At 72.2% G+C, this 21925-nt stretch carries 5 protein-coding genes and 1 pseudogene (1 of these 6 cut by a window edge); 2 read left to right on the top strand and 4 right to left on the bottom strand.

Going from position 1 to position 21925, the window contains the following annotated elements:
- Window positions 1-10 precede the first annotated feature (10 nt).
- Both AMO33_RS31715 and AMO33_RS23650 read right to left on the bottom strand, forming a co-directional pair.
- The gene (locus tag AMO33_RS31715) at window positions 11-163 is read right to left on the bottom strand and encodes a hypothetical protein (protein WP_157838454.1); all 153 of its coding nucleotides are present in this window, start codon (window positions 161-163) and stop codon (window positions 11-13) included.
- 105 nt (window positions 164-268) lie between these two features.
- The gene (locus AMO33_RS23650) at window positions 269-883 is read right to left on the bottom strand and encodes a TetR/AcrR family transcriptional regulator (protein ID WP_060594331.1); all 615 of its coding nucleotides are present in this window, start codon (window positions 881-883) and stop codon (window positions 269-271) included.
- A gap of 69 nt (window positions 884-952) precedes the next feature.
- Between AMO33_RS23650 and AMO33_RS30615 the strand changes: the two are divergent.
- Together AMO33_RS30615 and AMO33_RS23640 are read left to right on the top strand one after the other, a co-directional pair.
- Window positions 953-1511: pseudogene (locus AMO33_RS30615) on the top strand (peroxiredoxin-like family protein).
- Between the two features lie 51 nt (window positions 1512-1562).
- A complete protein-coding gene (locus tag AMO33_RS23640) occupies window positions 1563-2168 on the top strand; it encodes a YHS domain-containing protein (protein WP_060594329.1) in 606 nt (201 codons plus the stop codon).
- Window positions 2169-2224: 56 nt separating this feature from the next.
- Here AMO33_RS23640 and AMO33_RS32690 read toward each other — a convergent pair whose 3' ends face one another.
- Complete coding sequence (locus AMO33_RS32690) at window positions 2225-17659, bottom strand: non-ribosomal peptide synthase/polyketide synthase (RefSeq protein WP_261307344.1); 15435 nt, start codon at window positions 17657-17659, stop codon at window positions 2225-2227.
- On the bottom strand, window positions 17593-21925 hold the 3' portion of the coding sequence (locus tag AMO33_RS32685; RefSeq protein WP_255266220.1) for a non-ribosomal peptide synthase/polyketide synthase. Its footprint extends 23831 nt past the window's final position; the window shows 4333 of its 28164 coding nt (coding positions 23832-28164); its start codon lies beyond the right edge, outside the window; it ends in the stop codon at window positions 17593-17595. Before AMO33_RS32685 ends, AMO33_RS32690 begins: the two co-directional genes overlap by 67 nt.

The following is a 21925-nucleotide window of genomic DNA, read 5'->3' as shown; positions in this document are numbered from 1 at the left end:
GTCGTCGATCTCACCAGCCGAAAAGTTCGGCGAGATCGATGGATTCGTCGTCCCAGCGCTGCTCGATCCGCATCCGTTCGGATTCGGGCAGCTCGGGCGACCACCCGCAGCGGCGCCAGAAGTTCTCCCGGTGTTCGTCGGTCATCCGCATCGGCTCGCTCACGGTGATTCCTCCTGCTCGGCACCGTATTCCGGGCCGATTGTGCCGGGCGGGCCGAGCCGACACGCCATGGAGAACGCCGCCGTACACACAGCGTTCCGGAGGCCGTCAGTCCGGCCGCAATCCGCGCAGCACGATCTGCGCGCCGCCGCGGAACTCCTCGTCCGGTGCGATCCGCAGTGCCGTCCGGGCGGTCGCGGTGAGGTGCGGGTAGTCCGCCTCCGGGAGTTCGGCGATCACGGCGGTCCCGCGCCCGCGCACCGAGGCGTAGTGCTCGTTCTGCAGGAAGCCGAGCAGGAACGCCACCAGGGTGCGCTGGGCGATCACCCGCTCGGCGCCGTCGAAGCCCGCCTCGGTGAGCACCCCGAGCATCGCCTCCATCCAGCGCAGGCTGGTCGGCGAGGACTGCCGGTGCGCCAGCAGCAGCGGCACCGTCTCCGGGTGCGCGGCGACGGCCGCCCGTAACCGGTCGAGCAGCAGGATCACCCGTTCCCGCCATGGCGTGTCCGCGGGCACGCGCACGTCGACGGACTCGAACAGGCTGTCCACGATCAACCGTTCGAGCCCCTCGCGATCGGGCACGTAGCGGTACAGCGCCATCGTCGCCATGCCGAGTTCCTTGGCGACGGCGCGCATGGTGAGCGCCGACAAACCGTCGCGATCGATCACCGCGAGGGCGGCGCGCACGAGATCGGCGCCGGTCAGGGAGCGAGGACGGGGCACGGATTGACAGCGTACAAGATACGCGCATACTGGTCGTAAGCGTACGAAGTACACCTACGAGGAGTCGCCATGTCCCTGCTCGGCACCGTGCCCGGGCGCACGCTGGACACCGTCACCGGTGATCAGGTGCCCGTCCCCGATCCGACCCGCCTGATCCACCTGCAGTTCCGCCGCTTCGCGGGCTGCCCCGTATGCCACCTGCACCTGCGCTCGTTCGTCACCCGTGCCGAAGAGGTCGCGGCCGCGGGTGTCCGCGAAGTGGTCGTGTTCCATTCGGCAGCCGCGGAACTGCGCAAATACACCGATGATCTCCCGTTCGCGGTCGTCGCGGACCCCGGCCGCGCGCTCTACCGCGAATTCGGTGTCGAGACCGCGCCGCGCGCCGTCCTCGACCCGCGCGCCTGGCCCACCATCCTGCGGGCCGTCGCCCACGCCGCCCTCGCCACCCTGCGCGGCCGCCCCGCTCCCCCGCTGCGCCCGGACGGCGGCAGCCTCGGCCTGCCCGCCGACTTCCTCATCGCCCCCCGACGGCCGCGTCCTGGCATCCCACCACGGCGTCCACGCCGACGACCAATGGTCGGTCGACGAACTCCTGGCCCGGGTCCCCGCGCCCGAACCGACACCCTGAGCCGCTCACGACCGCCGTGCCGTCACCACACCGCAACGAAAAGAGGCCCCCATGATGACCGTCGAATTGTTCCTGTCCCCCACGGTTCCCGCCACCGTCGATGCCGAGTTGGCCGAGCGGCTACTGCGGACACTCACCACCGAAGACGGTGCACCCGAACAGGTGCTGGGCAAGGCGCGCGAACTCACGCACGTGGTCGTGCACCGTCCGGCCGCGTGGGCCACGGGCGGTCCCGGCGACCGGCCGCGCTATCTGGCCCGGGTGACCGCGCCGGGCGCGTGGGTCAACAGCCCCGAGTTCGGCGCGCACATCGTCGCCGCACTCACCCGCACGATCGCCGGCACCGAACCCGACGCGGCGCGGCTGACCCGGGAGCCGCACTGTGTCGTCCAGATCGTCGGCCTGCGTGAGCACGCACTGGGTGTGCTGGGTGCGCCGGTGACGAGCGGTGAGATCGTGCGCATGATGACGCGGGAGTTCCGGGATTCCGGGGTCACCGTCGAGGCGCCCGAGGGGTATGCGGTCGACCCGGTCTGCGGGATGACGGTGGAGATCGCCTCGGCGCGGATCCGGCTGACCCACGACGGCGTCGAGCACTACTTCTGTGCGCCCGGCTGCCGGAAGGTCTTCGCCGAGGACCTCGCCCCCGCCGACTGAACCGGCCGGGAAAGACCGTGGGCCGCTGTCGAATCCGACAGCGGCCCACGACCGTGCTACTCCGCGGTGATCACCCGGACACCGTCGTCGGCGGCCTCCGTGGCCTCGCCCGGTGCGACGAACCAGTGCGTGACCTCGCCCTCGGCCAGGTCGTCGGCGACCGAGCCGGTCGGCAGCACCGAGAGCGCGCCCGCGACCGAGGTCGCGAGGAACTCGGCGAGTGCCGCCCGTCCGGCGGCGGCGGTGGTGAAGGTCGTCGACTCGTAGTCGATGTCCTCGCTGCGCCGGAGGCGGTCACCCAGATCGAGCGCCTCCTCCTGGTTCAGCGTGACGGGCGCGCCGTCGACCAGCTCCACGAACGCCGGATGCTCCGCACCGAGCGGGCGGACCCGGTCGGCGTAGGACACCGGGTGGCCGGGCGCGGCGGCGATCTCGTCGCGCACCTGCTGCTCGCCCGACACCACCCACCGGATCGCGTCGCCGGACCGCGGCTCGGCGGTGATGCCGTAGCTCGCGCCCGCGGCGGCGAGCTGTCCGGCGTCGAGGCCGGCGGCGAACAGGCAGGCCGCACCGGCCTTCTGCACCGCCCAGACCGCCACCACCGAGTCCACCGAACGCGGCAGCGCCACCGCGACCACGTCGCCCGGTCCGACCCCTCGCCCGATCAGCACCCGGGCGAGCTGCGAGGACCGCCGGTCCAGCACGTGGTAGGCGATCTCCTGGTCGCCGTCCAACAGCGCGGGCGCCTCCGGATCGGCTTCGACCACCTCGGCGAGCACCTTGGCGACCGTGCGGGCACCGAGCCGGTTGGGCTCCGGCGCGTGCCCGGCCAGGCCGTGATCGCCCAGCAGGGCGGCGCGTTCGGACTCGTCGAGGATGTCGATCTCGCCCACCGCCGCGACCGGGTCGCCGAGCAGCGCGTCGAGCACCCGCAGCAGGCGCCGGGCCAGCGTGCGGACCTCGTCCTCGGTGAACCTGCTGGTCAGGTACTCCAGGGTGATCTCGAGGCTGCTCTCCAGCAGTACCTGCAGCGTCAGCGGGTAGTGCGTGGAGTTGCTGACGCCGACACCGGTCACCGACATGCCGTCGATCGAGCTGGCCTCGGCGATCGCGGCTCGGTCGACCGGGTACGACTCGAACACGTACAGGGTGTCGAACTGCGAACCGGGGCCGGCCACCCGCTGGATGTCGGGCAGGCCCACGTAGTGGTGATCGAGCAGATCCGCCTGTTCCCGCTGCATCCGGCGCAGCTGGTCGCCGATGGTGGCGTGCTCGTCGATGCGCATGCGCACCGGCAGGGTGTTGATGAACAGGCCCACCATCGTCTCCACGCCGGGCAGCTCGGCCGGGCGACCCGAGACGGTGGTGCCGAACACCACGTCCGAGCGGCCGACCAGCCTGCCGACCAGGATGCCCCACGCCGCCGACACCAGCGTGTTGACCGTGATGCCCAGCTCCGCGCAGTGCTTGGTGAGCTGACGCGTCCGCTCGGCGTCGAGTTCCACGACCACCTTGCCGGTCTGGTACTCCTCGGTCGCCCTGGCCTGCGGCGCGAGCTCGGTCGGCTCGGTCAGGCCCTCGAACGCCTCGGCCCAGGTCCGCAGGGACGCCTGCGGATCCCGTTCGGCCAGCCATTCGAGGAAGGTGCGGTAGGAGGCCACCGGCGGCAGCGCGGACACGTCACCGTGCACCGCGTACAGCACCAGCAGATCCTGCATGAGCAGCGGCATCGACCAGCCGTCCAACAGCACGTGGTGCGTGGTGATGGACAGGTGCCACTCGTCCGCGCCGGTGCGGTACAGGGTGTAGCGCACCAGCGGCGGGGTGGCCATGTCGAACCGATCGGCCTGATCGGCGGCCAGCTGCTTGCGCAGCTCGTCCAGGCGGCGGTCCTCCGGCACGTCGCGCAGGTCGACCTCGCGCCACGGCACCTCGACCCGGTCCAGCACCACCTGCACGGCCTGGCCGTCGGAGTCGGCGACGAAGGCGGTGCGCAGGTTCGGGTACCGGTCCAGGATCGCCTGCGCCGAGGCGTGCAGGCGCTCGGCGTCCACGCTGCCGCTGAGGTCGACCACGGCCTGCATGGTGTAGACGTCCACCGTGGCCGTGCTCATCAGCGCGTGGAAAAGCAGACCCGACTGCAGCGGCGTCAGCGGCCACACCTCGGTCATGCCCGGGTAGGTCCGCTCCCACAGCTCGATGTCGGTCTGGCCGACGCGCACCAGCGGCATGTCGGACGGGGTGTGCCCGCCCGCGTCCGGCCGCCCGGCGTGCTCGGCCAGCGCGCCCAGCGCCGCGGCCCACAGCTCGGTCAGCTCGCGCACCCGATCGGCGTCGAGCACGCCGGCCGGGAAGGCGAACGTCGCGGCCAACCGCGGCCCGTGCGCGGATTCCAGTACCACGGCGTCGATGTCGAGGACGCCCGCGGCGGGCAGCTCACCCGCGCGCACCTCGGCGACCTCGGCGTGCACCGGCCCGTGGAAGTGGAAGCCGACCTGGCCGACCTCGGGCAGGCCGAGCAGCCCGTGCCCGATGCCGTGGTCCGGCACCGACAGCAGCTGCTCCTTGACCGCCTTGACCAGCGCGCCGAGGGCGGGGCCACCGGCGAACGCGTCGTCGAGGTCGATGCCGGACAGCTCGATCCGCGCCGGGAAGGCGGTGTCGATCCAGCCGACCGTGCGGGCCAGCGTGGCACCCAGCGCGGCACCCGCAGCGCGGCCGTCGGCGTCCAGGCGCAGCAGTGCCGCCGTGCCCTCGCCGCGCCAGCGCACCAGCGCCAGCGCCAGCGCGGCGACGAGTGCGTCGCGGGCCGAGCCGCGGTAGAGCGCGGGCACCGTGTCCAGCACCGCGGTACCGATCTCGGCCGGCGTCTCGACCCGGATCCGCTCGACCGTGGCGGCCGTGTCGATCGCGGGATCGAAGGCCCTGGCCCCGAGCAGCGGGTCCGGGGTGGCCGCGACCTCCTGCCAGAACGGCAGCTCGGCCGCGCGGTCCAGCTCGGCCGCACGGTGCGCCCAGCGCCGCAGGGTGGTGCCGGTCTCGGGCAGCTCCAGCGGCGCGTCCACGCCGAGGCGTTCGACCGCCTCGGTGAGCTCGGCGCCGAGGATCCGCCACGACGGCCCGTCGACCACGAAACGGTGTGCCACGACGAGCAGTTCGTCGGTGCGGTCGTCCTCGAAGGTGAACAGCACGAACTGCGTCATCACGCCGGCAGCCGGATCGAGACGATCCACCGCGGCGGCCTGCTCGGCCGCGCGCAGCCGGGCGAGGTCGGCACCGCGCGCGACGCGCACCTCCCGTACCAGCGGCTCCACCTCGATGCGCGCCGGCGCCTCGAACACCGGGCCGCCGTCGGTCTCGCGCACACGGGTGCGCAGTGCGTCGTGGCGGTCCAGGATCACCGCGAGCGCGTCGAGCAGCGTCCACCAGTCCAGCGCCTGCGGCATGGCCAGCACCGTCGCCTGCGCCAGGCCGCGGTAGCGGTCCTGCGCCAGCAGCGCGGCCATCGGCGGCGCCACCGGGATCTCGCCGACGCCGCCGCCGGGCAGCTCGCGCAGCTCGGTGTCGGCGGCACCGCTGAGGGTGGCCACCGCGGCCAGCGCCGCCACGCTGCGCTGGTCGAACACGTCGCGGACGCTGAACGCCACACCGGCGGCCTTGGCCCGCGCGACCAGCTGGATGGACAGGATGCTGTTGCCGCCGAGAGCGAAGAAGTCGTCGTCGGCACCGATCCTGGTGTCCCCCGCGCCGTCGACGCCGAGGACGTCGGCGAACACCTCGGCCACGATCCGCTCGGCCGGGGTCACCGGCGCACGGTAGGCGGCCTGCTCGAAGCTCGGCTCCGGCAGCGCGTTGCGGTCCAGCTTGCCGTTCGCGTTGAGCGGCAGGGCGTCCAGCACCACGAAGGCGCCGGGCACCATGTAGGACGGCAGTTCGGCGGTCAGCGCCGACTGCAGCGCCCGGGTGTCGAGGTCGGCGTCGTGCGCCGCGGGCACCACGTAGGCGACCAGGCGATCGCCCAGGTTCGGATCGGTGTGCGCGAGCACCGCGGCCGCCGACACCGAATCCTGGCGCAGCAGCGCCGCTTCGATCTCGCCGAGCTCGATGCGGAAGCCGCGGATCTTCACCTGGAAGTCGGTGCGGCCCCGGTACTCCAGCTCGCCGTCGGCGGTCCACGCCACCAGGTCACCGGTGCGGTACATGCGTGTGCCCGCGACACCGAACGGGTCGGCGACGAAGCGGTCGGCGGTCAGGTCCGGCCGCGCGAAGTACCCGCGGGCCAGCTGCGCGCCCGCCAGGTACAGCTCACCCGCGACGCCCACCGGCACCGGCCGCAGCCGCGAATCCAGCACGTACACCTGGCTGTTCCACTCCGGCGCACCGATGGACACCGAGACCGTGTCGTCGTCGTCCACCCGGTGGCTGGTGATCGACACCGCCGCCTCGGTCGGGCCGTACAGGTTGTACAGCTCGGCGGTGTTGTTCCTGCGGAACCGCTGCGCGGTGGCCGCAGGCAGCGCCTCACCGATGGCCAGGATGCGCCGCAGTGTGTCGGGCATCCGGTCACCGGCGTCGGTGAGCAGCGCGTCGAGCATCGAGGGCACCACGTGCAGGGTGGTCACCCCGGTCTCGCCCATCAGCGCGTTCAGGTAGGCCGGGTCGCGGTGACCGTCGGCGGTCGCCACGATCAGGCGGCCACCGCTGACCGCCGCCGACCAGAACTCCCACACCGACAGGTCGAAGGTGGCCGCCGTCTTGAGCAGCACCACGTTGTCGGTACCGAGCCCGAATTCGGCCGTCTTCCAGAACAACTGGTTGGCGATGGCGCCGTGCGGCACCGCCACGCCCTTCGGCACACCGGTGGAACCGGAGGTGAAGATGACGTAGGCGGTGTTGGCCGCGGCCAGCGGGCGCACCCGCTCGGCCGCCGCGATCGGCGTCGCCGCGTAGCCGGACAGGTCCAGCTCGTCGAGAATCACCGTCGGCGCCGCATCGGTGGTGAAACCGTCGCGGGCGGTGGTGAGGACGCAGACCGGCGCCGCCGTGTCCAGGATGTAGCCGACGCGCTCGGCCGGCTGATCCGGGTCCACCGGCACGTACGCCGCGCCCGCCTTGGCGACCGCGTACATCGCGATCACCAGGTCGGCGGAGCGACGGATCGCCAGCGCCACCCGGTCCTCGGTGCCCACGCCCTGACCGATCAGGTGCCGCGCCAGGCGGTTGACCCGCGCGTCCAGCTCGGCGTAGGTCAGCGTGACCCGCTCGCCCGCCACCACGTCGGCCACCAGGGCCACCGTGTCCGGGTCGACCGTCGCCACCGCGGCGTCCAGCAGCGACACCAGCGTCGCCGTGCGGTCGACCTCGTGCGCGGTGTCGTTCCAGGTGCGCAGGATCTGCTCGGCCTCGTCGGCGCCGAGCAGGTCGATGTCACCCACCGGCACCGACTGGTCGGCGACCACGGTGTCGAGCACCCGCAGGAACCGGTCCACGAAACCGCGCACCGTCGACTCGTCGAACAGGTCGGTGGCGTAACCGAATTCGGCCACGATCTCGGCCGGGGTGCCGTCCTCGGCGTACCGGTCGAACACGGTGACGTGCAGGTCGGTCTTGGCCAGCTGGGCGCCGAAGTCGACCGCACTCACCGAGAGACCGGGCAGCTCGAACGCCGTCTCGGCCAGGTTCTGGAACGACAGGCCCATCTGGAACAGCGGGTTGCGCGCGGTCGAGCGCACCGGGTTGAGCACCTCGACCAGCCGCTCGAACGGCACGTCCGCGTGGGCGAACGCCTGCAGGTCGCGCTCGCGCACCTCGGCGAGCAGATCGGTGAACGCGTCGCCGGGGCGCACCTGGGTGCGGAAGACCAGCGTGTTGACGAACATGCCGATCATGTCGTCGAGTTCGCGCTCGCCGCGCCCGGCGATCGGGGTGCCGACGGCGATGTCGTCGGTGCCCGACAGCCGCGCCAGCAGCACCGCCAACGCCGCGTGCACGACCATGAACAGCGAGGCGTTGTTGGCGCGGGCCACCTCGTGCAGCCGGGCGTGCAGCGCCGGGTCGATCTCGAACCGCACCGCGCTGCCGCGGAAGGACTGCACCGGCGGACGTGGCCGGTCGGCGGGCAGCTCGAGCTGGTCGGGCAGCCCGGCCAGCGCCGACTTCCAGTAGGCCACCTGCTGGGCGGCCACCGACTCCGGATCGTCCTCGGTGCCGAGCACCTCGCGCTGCCACAGCGCGTAGTCGGCGTACTGCACCGGCAGCGGCGCCCACTGCGGCGCCTCACCGGCGGCCCGCGCCATGTACGCGGTCATCAGGTCGCGCGCCAGCGGACCCATGGACGCGCCGTCGGCCGAGACGTGGTGGGCGACGAAGGCGATCACGTGCTGCTCGGGGGCGGTCGGGTGCTGCGCGGGCGCAGCGGAGTCCGCGATCCGGAACAGCGCCACCTTCAACGGCACCTCGGCGGTGACGTCGAACGTGGTGAGCACGAAGTCGATCACCGTGGCGATCAGCTCCGACTCGGTGATCTCCACCGGCCGCAGCGACGGGGTGGCCTGCCCGGCGGGCAGCACCACCTGCACCGGCTCGCCGTCCACGGTCGGGTACACGGTGCGCAGCACCTCGTGGCGGGCGAAGATGTCGGCCACGGCGCGTTCGAGCGCGGACACGTCCAGCGCGCCGGTGAGCCGCACCGCGAACGGCACGTTGTCCACGGCCGAGGCGCTCGGATCGAACTGGTTGAGGAACCAGTACCGGGCCTGGGCGGGCGAGAGCGGGATCCGCTCCGGGCGCGGACCCGCGACCAGCGCGGGCCGGGCCCGGCCGGTGCCGGTCTTGCGCTCGGCGCGCGCCGCCAGCGCCTCCACTGTGGACGCCTCGAACAGATCGCGCACCGCCAACTGGGTGTCGAGCGCCTTGCCGAGACGCGCGGTGACCTGGGTGGCCACCAGCGAGTTGCCGCCGAGGGCGAAGAAGTCGTCGTCGGCGCCGACCCGTTCCAGGCCGAGCACGTCGGCGAACACGCCCGCGACGATCTCCTCGATCGGCGTGGCCGGCGCGCGGAACTCCTTGCTGCTGAACACCGGTTCGGGCAGCGCCTTGCGATCCAGCTTGCCGGAGGCGTTGAGCGGGAAGGCGTCGAGCACGACGATCGCGGCCGGGACCATGTAGGCGGGCAGGGTCTGCGACACCGCGGCCAGCAGCGCGTTCTGCTCGGCCACCTGGCCCGGGCGCGGCACCACGTAGGCCACCAGCTGGTCGCCCAGCGAGGACGGCACCACCAGCGCGACGGCCTGGCTGATCGCGGGCTCCGCCAGCAGCGCGGTCTCGATCTCGCCCAGCTCGATGCGCTGGCCGCGGAACTTCACCTGGAAGTCGGTGCGGCCGATGTACTCGAGCCGGTGCGGCAGGTCACCGGACGCGGCCCGCCAGACCACCAGGTCACCGGTGCGGTACATCCGCTGCCCCGCCACGAACGGGTTCGCCACGAAGCGGTCCGCGCTGAGGTCGGGGCGCGCCACGTAGCCGCGCGCCAGCTGCTCACCGGCCAGGTACAGCTCGCCGGCGACGCCGTCGGGCACCGGCCGCAGCCGCGAATCCAGCACGTACACACCGACGTTCCACTGCGGCAGGCCGATCGGCACGGTGCGCTCGTCGCGCCCGCGCGCGGGCCAATAGGTCACCGACACCGCGGCCTCGGTGGGGCCGTACAGGTTGTGCAGCACCGCGTCCGACACCTGGTACCAGGCGTTGACGGTCTCCGGCGGCAGCGCCTCACCGATGACGAACACGTCGCGCAGCGTCGGCACCGAGCCGGTCGCCAGGTTCGCGGCGAAGACGCTGAGCATCGACGGCACGAAGTCGGTGACCGTGACGCCGTGGCGGGCGATCATGTCGGCCACGTAGGCCGGGTCGCGGTGGCCGTCGTGGGTGGCGACCACCAGTTTCGCGCCCGCCCGCAGCGGCATGAAGTAACCCCACAGCGAAACGTCGAACGTCGTCGCCGTCTTCTGCAGATACACATCCCCCGGACCCATCGGATACTCCGACAGCATCCACTCGATCTGATTGTCGATCGCCCCGTGCGAGACCGCCACACCCTTCGGACGACCCGTCGAACCCGACGTGAAGATCACATACGCCGGATTGTCCCGACGCACCGGACGCACCAACTCCGCCGCCTCCACCGGCGCGGCCGAGTAGCCCGCCAGATCGACGGTGTCGAGCAGCACCAGATCGGTACCCGCGGGCACCGGCACCGCATCCGCCGTGGTGGACAGCACGCAGGCCGGCTGCGCGGTGTCGAGGATGTGCGCGATGCGCTCGGCCGGATGATCCGGATCCAACGGCACATACGCGCCACCGGCGGTGACGATCGCGTACATACCCACGACCAGGTCCAGCGACCGCCGCACGGCCAGACCGACCAGCGACTCCGCGCCGACACCGCGCGCGATGAGCAGCCGGGCCAGCCGGTTGACCCGCTCGTCGAACTCGCGGTAGGTCAACTCGGCGCCCTCGTAGGACAGCGCCACCGCGTCGGCGTGCGCGGCCACCGCGCGACGGTAGCCGTCCAGCAGCAGCGCGGGTGCCAGCGGGTGCGCGGTGTCGTTGCGGCCCGCGACCAGCTCGCGCCGCTCGGCGGCGTCGAGCAGTTCCAGATCGCCCACGGCGGTGTCCGGCGCGGCGATCACCGCGTCGAGCAGCCGCAGGAAGCGCTGCGCGAAGCCCTCGGCCGTGGCGCGGTCGAACAGGTCGGCGGCGTAGGTCAGCACACCGGCGACACCGATCGGCGCGCCCTGCTCGTCGTACTGATCGGTGAGGATCAGGTGCAGGTCGAACTGCGACATCCTGGTGTCGAAGTCGACGCCCGAGACGGTCAGGCCGGGCAGCTCCAGCGCGGTCTGGGTCTGGTTCTGGAACGACAGACCCACCTGGAACAGCGGGTGCCGCGCCGTCGACCGGGCCGGATTGAGCACCTCGACCAGCCGCTCGAACGGCACGTCCGCGTGCGCGAACGCCTGGATGTCGATCTCGCGCTGGCGGGCCAGCAGCACATCGAACGGCTCACCCGGTGCGACCCGGCTGCGGAACACCAGCGTGTTGATGAACGTGCCGATCAGGTCGTTCAGCGCCGCCTCGCCGCGGCCCGCGATCGGGGTGCCGATCGCGATGTCGTCGGCGCCGGACAGGCGCGACAGCAGCACCGCGAGCGCGGTGTGCACGACCATGAACAGCGTGGCGCTCTCGGCCTGGCCCACCGCGATCAGCTTGCGGTGGGTCTCGGCGTCGATGCGCACCGGCACCGCGCCGCCGCGGAACGACTGCGTCGCCGGACGCGGGCGGTCGGCGGGCAGGTCGAGCTGTTCGGGCAGGTCGGCCAGCGCGGTCTTCCAGTAGGCGAGCTGTCCGGCCATCAGCGAGGTCGGATCGTCCTCGCTGCCCAGCAGCTCGCGCTGCCAGATGCTGTAGTCGGCGTACTGCACCGGCAGCGGCGACCAGTTCGGCGCCTCGCCCATGCTGCGCGCGACGTAGGCGGTCATCAGATCACGCACCAGCGGCGCGAACGACGAACCGTCACCGGCGATGTGGTGCACGACCATCGCGATCACGTACTCGGGCACCTCGCCCGCGTCGGTGATCTCGAACAAGGTCACCCGCACCGGCACCTGATCGGTGACGTCGAACGGCTGCCCGACCAGTTCCACCACGGCGTTCTCGATCTCGGCCGCGGCGATCGCGCGGGTCGCCAGCGGCACCTGCGCCTGCGCGGGCGACAGGATCAGCTGCACCGGGTCGCCGTCGACCGCCGGGTAGACGGTGCGCAGCACCTCGTGCCTGCCGATCAGGTCGGCGATGGCGGTGCGCAACGCGGTCACGTCCAGCTCGCCGGTCAAGCGCACGGCCATCGGCACGTTGTACGCCGCGGACTGGGTGTCGAACCGGTTGAGGAACCACATCCGCTGCTGGGCCAGCGACAGCGGGATGCGCTCGGGCCGCGGGCGGGCGGTCAGTGCCAGCCTGCCGGTCCCGGCCTGCTGCTCCACCCGCACCGCCAGCGCGGCCACGGTCGGCGCCTCGAACAGCAACCGGACCGGGACGCGGGTGTTGAGCGCCGCGCCCAGCCGCGAGGCGACCTGCGTCGCCAGCAGCGAGTTGCCGCCCCAGGCGAAGAAATCGTCGTCCAGGCCGATCCGCGCACCGCCCGCACTCTGGTCGAGGCCGAGCACCTCGGCGAAGGTGGTGGCCACGATCTGCTCGATCGGGGTGGTCGGTGCCCGGAACACCGCCTTCTCGAAGGTGGGTTCGGGCAGCGCCTTGCGGTCGAGCTTGCCGTTGACGTTCAGCGGCAGCTCGTCGAGCTGCATGAACACCGACGGCACCATGTAGGACGGGATCTCGGCCGACAGCGCGGTCTGCAGCGCGAAGGTGTCGATCTCGCCCGGGGTCGCGGGCACCACGTAGGCGACCAGGCGGTCGCCCAGGTTCGGATCGGTGTGCGCGAGCACCGCGGCCGCGGCCACGGCATCCTGCTTCAGCAGCGCGGACTCGATCTCGCCGAGCTCGATGCGGAAGCCGCGGATCTTCACCTGGAAGTCGGTGCGGCCCCGGTAGTCGAGTTCGCCGTCGGCGGTCCAGGCCACCAGGTCACCGGTGCGGTACATCCGCTCGCCCACCGCGAACGGGTTGGCGACGAAGCGGTCGGCGGTGAGGTCGGGGCGGCTGAAGTACCCGCGCGCCAGCTGCGCGCCGGCCAGGTACAGCTCGCCGGACACTCCCACCGGCACCGGGCGCAGTCGCGAATCCAGCACGTACACCTGGCTGTTCCACTGCGGCACACCGATGGACACCGCCACGGTGTCGTCGTCGTCCACCTCGTGGGTGGTGATCGAGACCGCGGCCTCGGTCGGGCCGTAGAGGTTGAACAGCCCGGCGCGGTTGGCCGCGCGGAACCGCTGCGCGGTGGCCGCGGGCAGTGCCTCACCGATGGCCAGGATGCGCCGCAGCGACTCGGGCATCCGGTCGCCGGACTCGATCAGCAGCGCGTCCAGCATCGAGGGCACCACGTACAGCGTGGTCACCCCGGTGTCGCGCATCAGCGCGTTCAGGTAGGCCGGGTCGCGGTGACCGTCGGCGGTCGCCACGACCAGGCGGCCACCGGTCAGCACCGCCGACCAGAACTCCCACACCGAGACGTCGAAGGTGGCAGCCGTCTTGAGCAGCACCACGTCGTCGGCGCCGAGCGCGAATTCCTCGGCGATGTAGCACAACTGGTTGGCCACGGCGCCGTGCGGCACCGCCACGCCCTTCGGCCTGCCGGTCGAACCGGAGGTGAAGATGACGTAGGCGGTGGTGGCGGGCAGCAGCACACCGTTGCGATCGGCGTCGGTGATCGGCGCCGCCGACACCGCGCCCAGGTCGAGCGCGTCGACGGCGACGATCTCGCCCACCTCGGTCTCGAACGCGTCGGCCGTGGTGGTGAGCACCACGGCGGGCGCGGCGGTCTCGAGGATGTAGCCGACCCGCTCGGCGGGCTGGTCGGGGTCGATCGGCACGTAGGCCGCACCGGCCCGCGACACCGCGTACATCGACACGACCAGATCCAGCGAGCGGCGCATGGCCAGCGCCACCCGGTCCTCGGTGCGCACGCCGCGCGCGATCAGGTGCCGCGCCAGGCGGTTCACCCGCGCGTCCAGTTCGGCGAAGGTCAGCTCGACCCGGCCCTGCGCGGTATCGACGACCACGGCCACCGCGGCCGGATCGGCGGCGGCGAGCGCCGCGTCGAACAGCGACACCAGGGTCGCGGCCGGATCGACCGGGTGCGCGGTGTCGTTCCAGGACCGCAGGATCCGCTCGGCCTCCTCGGGCGCCAGCAGGTCGATCTCACCGACCGGCACGTCCATGTCGGCCACGACCGTCTCGAGCACGCGCACGAAGCGGTCGGCGAAGCCCTGCACCGTGGCCTCGTCGAACAGGTCGGTGGCGTAGCTGAAATCGGTGACGATCTCCGCCGGCGTGCCGTCCTCGTCGTAGAGGTCGTACAGCGTGACGGTCAGGTCGGTCTTGGCCAGCTGCGCGCCGACGTCGACCGCGCTCACCTGCAGGCCCGGCAGGGCCAGCGTGGTCTCGGCCAGGTTCTGGAAGGACAGGCCCACCTGGAACAGCGGGTTGCGCGCGGTCGAACGCACCGGGTTGAGCACCTCGACCAGCCGCTCGAACGGCACGTCGGCGTTGGCGAAGGCCTCCAGGTCGCGCTCGCGCACCTCGGCGAGCAGGTCGGCGAACCGGTCGCCGGGCTCCACCTGGGTGCGGAACACCAGCGTGTTGACGAACATGCCGATCAGATCGTCGAGCTCGCGCTCACCGCGCCCGGCGATCGGGGTGCCGACCGCGATGTCGTCGGTGCCCGACAGCCGGGCCAGCAGCACCGCGAGGGCGGTGTGCACGACCATGAACAGCGAGGCGTTGTTCGCGCGCGCCAGCTCGTGCAGGCGGGCGTGCAGTTCCGGCGTGATGTCGAAACGCACGGCCTTGCCGTGGAACGACTGCGCGGGCGGGCGCGGCCGGTCCGAGGGCAGGTCGAGTTGATCGGGCAACCCGGCCAGCGCCGACTTCCAGTACGCCACCTGGCGCGCGGCCACCGAGTCGGGATCGTCCTCGGAGCCGAGCACCTCGCGCTGCCACAGCGCGTAGTCGGCGTACTGCACCGGCAGCGGCGTCCACTGCGGCGCCTCACCGGCCACGCGGGCCACGTAGGCCGCCATCAGGTCGCGCGCCAGCGGACCCATCGAGGAGCCGTCGGCCGCGACGTGGTGCACCACGAAGGCCACCACGTGCTCGTCGGGCCGGATGCGGAACAGCGTGACCGCCAACGGCACCTCGGTGGTGACGTCGAAGGTGGTCATCGAGAACGCGATGACCCGCTGCACCAGCTCGGACTCGTCGATGTCGACCGGCTCCAGCCGGGGGCGCACCACCGGCAGGATCACCTGGTGCGGGCCCTCGGGCGAGCTCGGGTAGGTGGTGCGCAGCACCTCGTGCCGGGCGAACACGTCACCGATGGCCTGCTCGAGCGCCGCCACGTCCAGCGCGCCGGACAGCCGCACCGCGAGCGGGATGTTGTCCACCGCGGAGGTGGCGGTGTCGAACTGGTTGAGGAACCAGTACCGCTGCTGCGCGGGCGAGAGCGGGATGCGCTCGGGCCGGGCGCCACCGGTCAGTTCCGGCCGGGTCCGGCCGCTGCCCGCGATGGACTCGGCGCGCGCGGCCAGCGCCGCGACGGTGGAGGCGTCGAACAGGTCGCGCACCGCCAGCTGGGTGTCGAGCGCCTTGCCCAGCCGGGCGATCACCTGGGTGGCCAGCAGCGAGTTGCCGCCGAGGGCGAAGAAGTCGTCGTCCAGGCCGACCCGGGCCACGCCGAGCACGTCGCCGAAGGTGCCCGCCACGATCTCCTCGACCGGGGTCGACGGTGCGCGGAACACCTTGGCCTCGAACACCGGCGCGGGCAGCGCCTTGCGGTCCAGCTTGCCGGAGGCGTTGAGCGGGAACGCGTCGAGCACCACGAAGGCCGAGGGCACCATGTAGCCCGGCAGCGCGCCGGCGAGCTCGCCGCGCACGGCCTCGGTGTCGATCGAGCGGCCCGCCGCCGCGATGACATAGGCGACCAGCTGGTCGCCCAGCCGCTCGTCCGAGCGCACCACGACCACCGCCTGCGCGATGGAATCCAGTGCGGTGAGCGCGGATTCGATCTCGCCGAGCTCGATCCGCAGACCCCGCAGCTTCACCTGGAAGTCGGTGCGGCCCAGGTACTCCAGCTCACCCTCGGCCGTCCACGCCACCAGGTCACCGGTGCGGTACATCCGCTGCCCGTCGCCGAACGGATCGGCCACGAACCGATCCGCGGTCAGATCCGGCCGCGCCACATACCCGCGGGCCAGCTGGACGCCCGCCAGATACAGCTCACCCGCGACACCCACCGGCACCGGGTGCAGGCGCGAATCCAGCACGTGCACCCGGGTGTTGAACACCGGCGCACCGATCGGCACCGACACCGTGTCGGCGTCGACGACCTCGTGATAGGTCACGTCGACCGCGGCTTCGGTCGGCCCGTACAGGTTGTGCAGGCGGGCGCCGGTCAGCTCGCGCAACCGCTGCGCGGTGACCGCAGGCAGTGCCTCACCGGAGGCGAAGACGTTGCGCAGGCTGGTGCATTCGGCCGCGCGGTCCTCGGCGACGAACACCGACATCATCGACGGCACGAAGTGCGCGGTGGTGATGCGCTGCCCGGTGATCAGCTCGACCAGGTACGCCGGGTCGCGGTGGCCGTCGGGCTTGGCGATCACCAGGCGCGCGCCGACCTGCAAGGGCCAGAAGAACTCCCACACCGACACGTCGAAGGTCGCGGGGGTCTTCTGCAGCACCACGTCGGTGCGGTCCAGGCCGTACTCCGACTGCATCCACACCAGGCGGTTGACGATCGCCGCGTGGGTGACCGCCACGCCCTTCGGCCTGCCGGTGGAGCCGGAGGTGAAGATGACGTAGGCGGTGTTGGACGGCCGCAACGGTGCGCGGCGGTCGGCGTCGGTGAGCGGGGTGTCGGCGTAGCCGTCCAGATCGAGGCGGTCGATCTCGACGGTGGGCACCGTGCCCGCGTCGAACTCGTCACCGGAGGTGGTGAGCACGCACACCGGCGCGGCCACGTCCAGCACGTAGGCGATGCGCTCGGCCGGGTGGTCCGGATCCAGCGGCACGTAGGCGCCACCGGCGGCGCTCACGGCGTACATGCCGATCACCAGCTCCAGCGAGCGGCGCATGCCGAGCGCCACCATCGACTCCGGGCCGACGCCCAGCTCGACCAGGTGGCGGGCCAGCGTATGCACCCGGGCGGCGAACTCGCCGTAGGACAGACTCGTCCCCTCGAAGGTGAGCGCGACCGTCTCCGGGGTGCGCGCGGCCTGCGCCTCGAACATCGAGACCAGGGTGGCCTCGGTGTCGACCGGGCGGTCCGTGGCGTTCCAGCGGGCCAGCCGGGCGTGCTCGGCCGGGTCGAGCAGTTCCACGTCGCCGACCGCCACGCGGGCGTCGGCGGCCACCGCGGACAGCATCCGCACCAGCCGCTCGGCGAACGAGGCGACCGTCGGCGCGTCGAACATGTCGGCGGCATAGGCGATCTCGGCCGTGGTGCCGTCGGCGCCGGTGTGGAAGTTCAGGTGCAGATCGAACTTCGCGGTCACCACGTCCAGCGGCAGGCCGGAGACCTCGAGGCCGGGCAGCTCGAAGGTGGTCTCGCCGGTGTTCTGGAACGACAGCATCACCTGGAACAGCGGATGCCGGGCCTGCGAGCGGGCCGGGTTGAGCAGTTCCACCAGCCGCTCGAACGGCAGGTCGGCGTGGCCGAAGGCGGCCAGGTCGGTCTCGCGGATCCGGGTCAGCAGGTCGGTGAACGACTCGGCGGGATCGACCGCACTGCGCAGCACCAGCGTGTTGACGAACATGCCGATGGCGTCGTCTCGAGGGCGGCCTCGCCGCGGCCGGCGACGACGGTGCCCACGGCGATGTCGTCGCTGCCGGACAGGCGCGCCAGCAGCGCGGCGAACGCCGCGTGCACGACCATGAACAGGCTCGCGCCGTGCGCGCGGCCCAGCTCGTCCAGCTCGGCGACCAGCGCGTCGTCCAAGCCGAACTCGTAGACGCCGCCCCGGTTGGACGCGACCGCGGGCCGCTTGCGGTCCGCGGGCAGATCCAGCTGATCGGGCAGGCCCGCCAGCTGACGCGACCAGTAGGCCACCTGCTCGGAGATCAACGACTCCGGGTCGTCCTCGGAGCCGAGCACGTCGCGCTGCCAGATCGCGTAGTCGGCGTACTGCACCGGCAGCGGCGCCCAACCCGGCGCCTCACCGCGCGAACGCGCGGCGTAGGCGACCATCACGTCCCTGGCCAGCGGGCCGACCGACCAGCCGTCGCCGGACACGTGATGCACCACGAAGACCAGCACGTGGGTCGGCGGCTGCGAGCCGTCCATCGATCCGGCCACCCGGAACAGCGCGGCGCGCACCGGCACCGACTGGGTGACGTCGAAGCCGGTGAGCACCAGCTCGCGCACCCGCTCGGTGAGTTCGGCCTCCTCGACCACGATCGGGTGCAGATCCAGGGTGTGGCTGCCCGCGGGCAGGATCACCTGCACGCCCTGGCCGTCGGCGGTCTCCGGGTAGACGGTGCGCAGCACCTCGTGCCGGTCGATCACGTCGGCCACGGCCTGGCGCAACGCCTCGATGTCCAGCTCGCCGACCATGCGCACGGCCAACGGGATGTTGTTCACCGCGGTGGCGCTGTCGAAGCGGTTGAGGAACCACATGCGCTGCTGGGCCAGCGAGAGCGGAATCCGCTCCGGCCGCGGGCCCGCCACCAGCGCCCGGCGCCTGCCGGTGCCGACCTGGTCGGCGGTGCGGGCGGCCAGCGCGGCCACCGTCGGCGCCTCGAACAGTTCACGTACCGCGAGACCGGCGTCGACCGCCTCGTTGATGCGGGCCACCACCCGGGTCGCCAGCAGCGAGTTGCCGCCGAGGGCGAAGAAGTCGTCGTCGAGACCGACCTCGTCGACGCCGAGCAGTTCGGCGAACACCCGGGCCACGGCCTGCTCGATCGGGGTGCTCGGGGCACGGAAGGTCGCCGTGGAGACGAACTCCGGCTCCGGCAGCGCCCGCCGGTCGAGCTTGCCGTTCGGGGTCAGCGGCAGCGTGTCGAGTACGACGATCGCGTCCGGGACCATGTACGCGGTCAGGAACCGCGCCACCTGCTCGCGCACCGCGACCGGGTCGACCGCGGCGCCGGTGTCGGGCACGACGTAGCCGACCAGCCGGTCACCGGCGTGCTCGTCGGCGCGCACCATGACCACGGCCTGGCGCACGCCGTCGCACTGCTCGAGCGCGGCCTCGATCTCGCCGAGCTCGATGCGGAAGCCGCGCAGCTGCACCTGCTGGTCGCTGCGGCCCGCGTACTCGAGGTTCGCCGCGCCGCCGAAGCCGACCCAGCGGCCGACGTCGCCGGAACGGTACATGCGGGAACCGGGGGCGCCGAACGGGTTGGCGACGAACCGGGACGCGGTGAGGCCGGGGCGGCCGAGGTAGCCGCGGGCCAGCTGCTCGCCGGTCACGTAGATCTCGCCCGCGACGCCGACCGGCGCGGGCGCCAGCCGCTCGTCGAGCACGTAGGCCGACAGGCCGGGCAGGGCGCGCCCGATCACGCTGGCCGGGTTGTCCACGACCTGCTCGTCCAGCGACAGGAACGACACGTGCACCGTGGTCTCGGTGATGCCGTACATGTTCACCAGGCGCGGCGCGTCGGCCGGATGGCGCTCGTACCAACGGCGCAGCTGGCGCAGATCCAGCGCCTCACCACCGAAGACGATGTAGCGCAACGCGAACTCGCCGGCGTCGGCGGCCGCGCTCGCGGCGCGGTCGGCCTCGACCAGCTGGTAGAACGCCGACGGGGTCTGGTTGAGCACCGTCACCCGCTCGCGCACCAGCAGCTCGCGGAACAGTTCCGGCGAGCGCGAGGTGAGGTAGTCGACCACCACCACCGAGCCGCCGTAGGCCAGCGCGCACCACAGCTCCCACACCGAGAAGTCGAAGGCGTAGGAGTGGAACAGCGTCCACACGTCGGATTCGTCGAATCCGAACAGCGGCTGGGTGTTGGCGAACAGCTGCACCGCGTCGCGGTGGGTCACGCCGACGCCCTTGGGCACACCGGTGGAGCCGGAGGTGTAGATGACGTAGGCGAGGTTGTCCGGGCGCAGCGGCGCACGCCGGTCGGCGTCGGTCACCGGGGCGTCCGAGCCGGCCGTCGCGGCCTGCTCGAGCAGCACGACCGGAACGTCGACCGCAGGCACGGCGTCGGCGTCGGCCTCGGTGGTCAGCACGCAGACCGGTGCCGCGTCGGTGAGCATGAACTCGAGCCGCTGCACCGGGTAGGTGGTGTCCACCGGCACGTAGGCGGCGCCGGTCAGCAGCACCGCATACAGCGCGACCGGCAGGTGCTCGGTGCGCGAAACCGCCACGGCGACTCGGGATTCCGGCCCGACACCACGGTCGATCAGGGTGTGGGCGATGCGGTTCGCGCGGCGCTGCATCTCGCCGAAGGACAGGGTGGTGTCGCCGAAGCGGATCGCGTCGGCGTCGGGCCTGCGCGCGGCCTGCGCCGCGATCAGGTCCACCATGGTGACCTCGGGCACCTCGACGCCCGGGGTGTTCCAGGCGCGCAGCACCAGATCGCGCTCGCCCGGGGCGAGCAGGTCGATGTCGCCGACGACCGCGCTCGCGTTCGCGGTGACCGCGGCCATGATCCGCTGCAACCGGTCGGCGAACTCGCGGATCGTCGACTCGTCGAACAGGTCGGTGGCGTAACTGAATTCGGCGGCCATGCCCGCGGCCGCGCCGTCGGCGCCGACCTTCTCCTCCAGCGTCAGCTGTAGGTCGAACTTGGCCAGCGGCACCGCCATGTCGACGGGCGAGACGGTCAGGCCGGGCAGTTCCAGTTCGGCCGGGCCGGTGTTCTGGAAGGTCAGCGCGACCTGGAACAGCGGGTGCCGTCCCGGCGAGCGGACCGGGTCGAGCACCTCGACGAGCCGCTCGAACGGCACGTCGGCGTGCCCGAAGGCGTCCACGTCCACGCGGCGCACGGTGCGCAGCAGGTCGTCGAAGGCCGCGCCCGGATCGATCTCGGTGCGCAGCACCAGCGTGTTGACGAACATGCCGATCAGGTCGTCGAGCGCGCGTTCACCACGGCCCGCGATGGGGGTGCCGATGGCGATGTCGCGGGTGCCCGACAGCCGGGCCAGCAGCACCGCCAGCGCGGCGTGCACGACCATGAACAGCGTCGAGTTGTGCTCGGCGGCCAGGCCGCGCAGCCCCGCGTGCACCTCGGGGTCGACGGTGAAGCCGACGGTGGCGCCGCGGTTGGAGGCGACGGCCGGACGCGGCCGGTCGGTCGGCAGGTCCAGCTGCTCGACCAGGCCGCCGAGTTCGCGCTGCCAGAACGCGATCTGGCGGGCGATCAGCGACTCCGGGTCGTCCTCGGCGCCGAGCACGTCGCGCTGCCACAGCGCGTAGTCGGCGTACTGGATCTCCAGCGGCCGCCACGCGGGCTCGTCGCCCTCGACGCGGGCGCTGTAGGCGATCATCACGTCGCGGGTCAGCGGGCCCATCGAGAACCCGTCGGCCGAGATGTGGTGCACCACCAGCGCGAGCACGTGCTCGGTGGGGCTGATCTCGAACAGCCTGGCCCGGAACGGCACCTCGGCGGTGACGTCGAAGGCGGTCAGCACCAGGTCGGCGATCCGCTCGGGCAGCTCGGCCTCGGTGATCTCGATCGGCGCGAGGTCGGGGATCACCTGCGCGGTCGGCACCACCTGCTGGTAGCCGACACCGCCGATCTCCGGGTAGTAGGTGCGCAGCGATTCGTGCCTGGCGAGCACGTCGGCGACGGCGACCTGCAGCGCCTGCCGGTCCAGCAGACCGGACAGCCGCACCGCGGCGGGGATGTTGTCCGCGGCCGCGGCGAGGTTGTGCTCGCCGCCGCCGGTGCCGATGTTGAAGCGGTTGAGGAACCACATGCGCTGCTGCGCCAGCGAGAGCGGCACCCGCTCGGGCCTGCGCTGCGGCACCAGGGCGGCCCGCGCACCGGCGCCCGCGCCGGTCTCGGCGCGGGCGGCCAGCGCAGCGACCGTGGACGCCTCGAACAGCTCGCGCACGCCGAGTTCGGTC

Origin of the sequence: Nocardia farcinica (assembly GCF_001182745.1) — a bacterium.
GTDB classification, from domain to species: domain Bacteria; phylum Actinomycetota; class Actinomycetes; order Mycobacteriales; family Mycobacteriaceae; genus Nocardia; species Nocardia farcinica.
This window is presented reverse-complemented; position numbering and strand designations above follow the sequence as displayed.

Bases quoted from the DNA above. Each gene is read 5' to 3' on its own strand.
- AMO33_RS32690 (WP_261307344.1), bottom strand. From the start codon at position 17,659: ATGTTCGTCAACACGCTGGTGCTGCGCAGTGCGGTCGATCCCGCCGAG.
- AMO33_RS23640 (WP_060594329.1), top strand. From the start codon at position 1,563: ATGATGACCGTCGAATTGTTCCTGTCCCCCACGGTTCCCGCCACCGTC.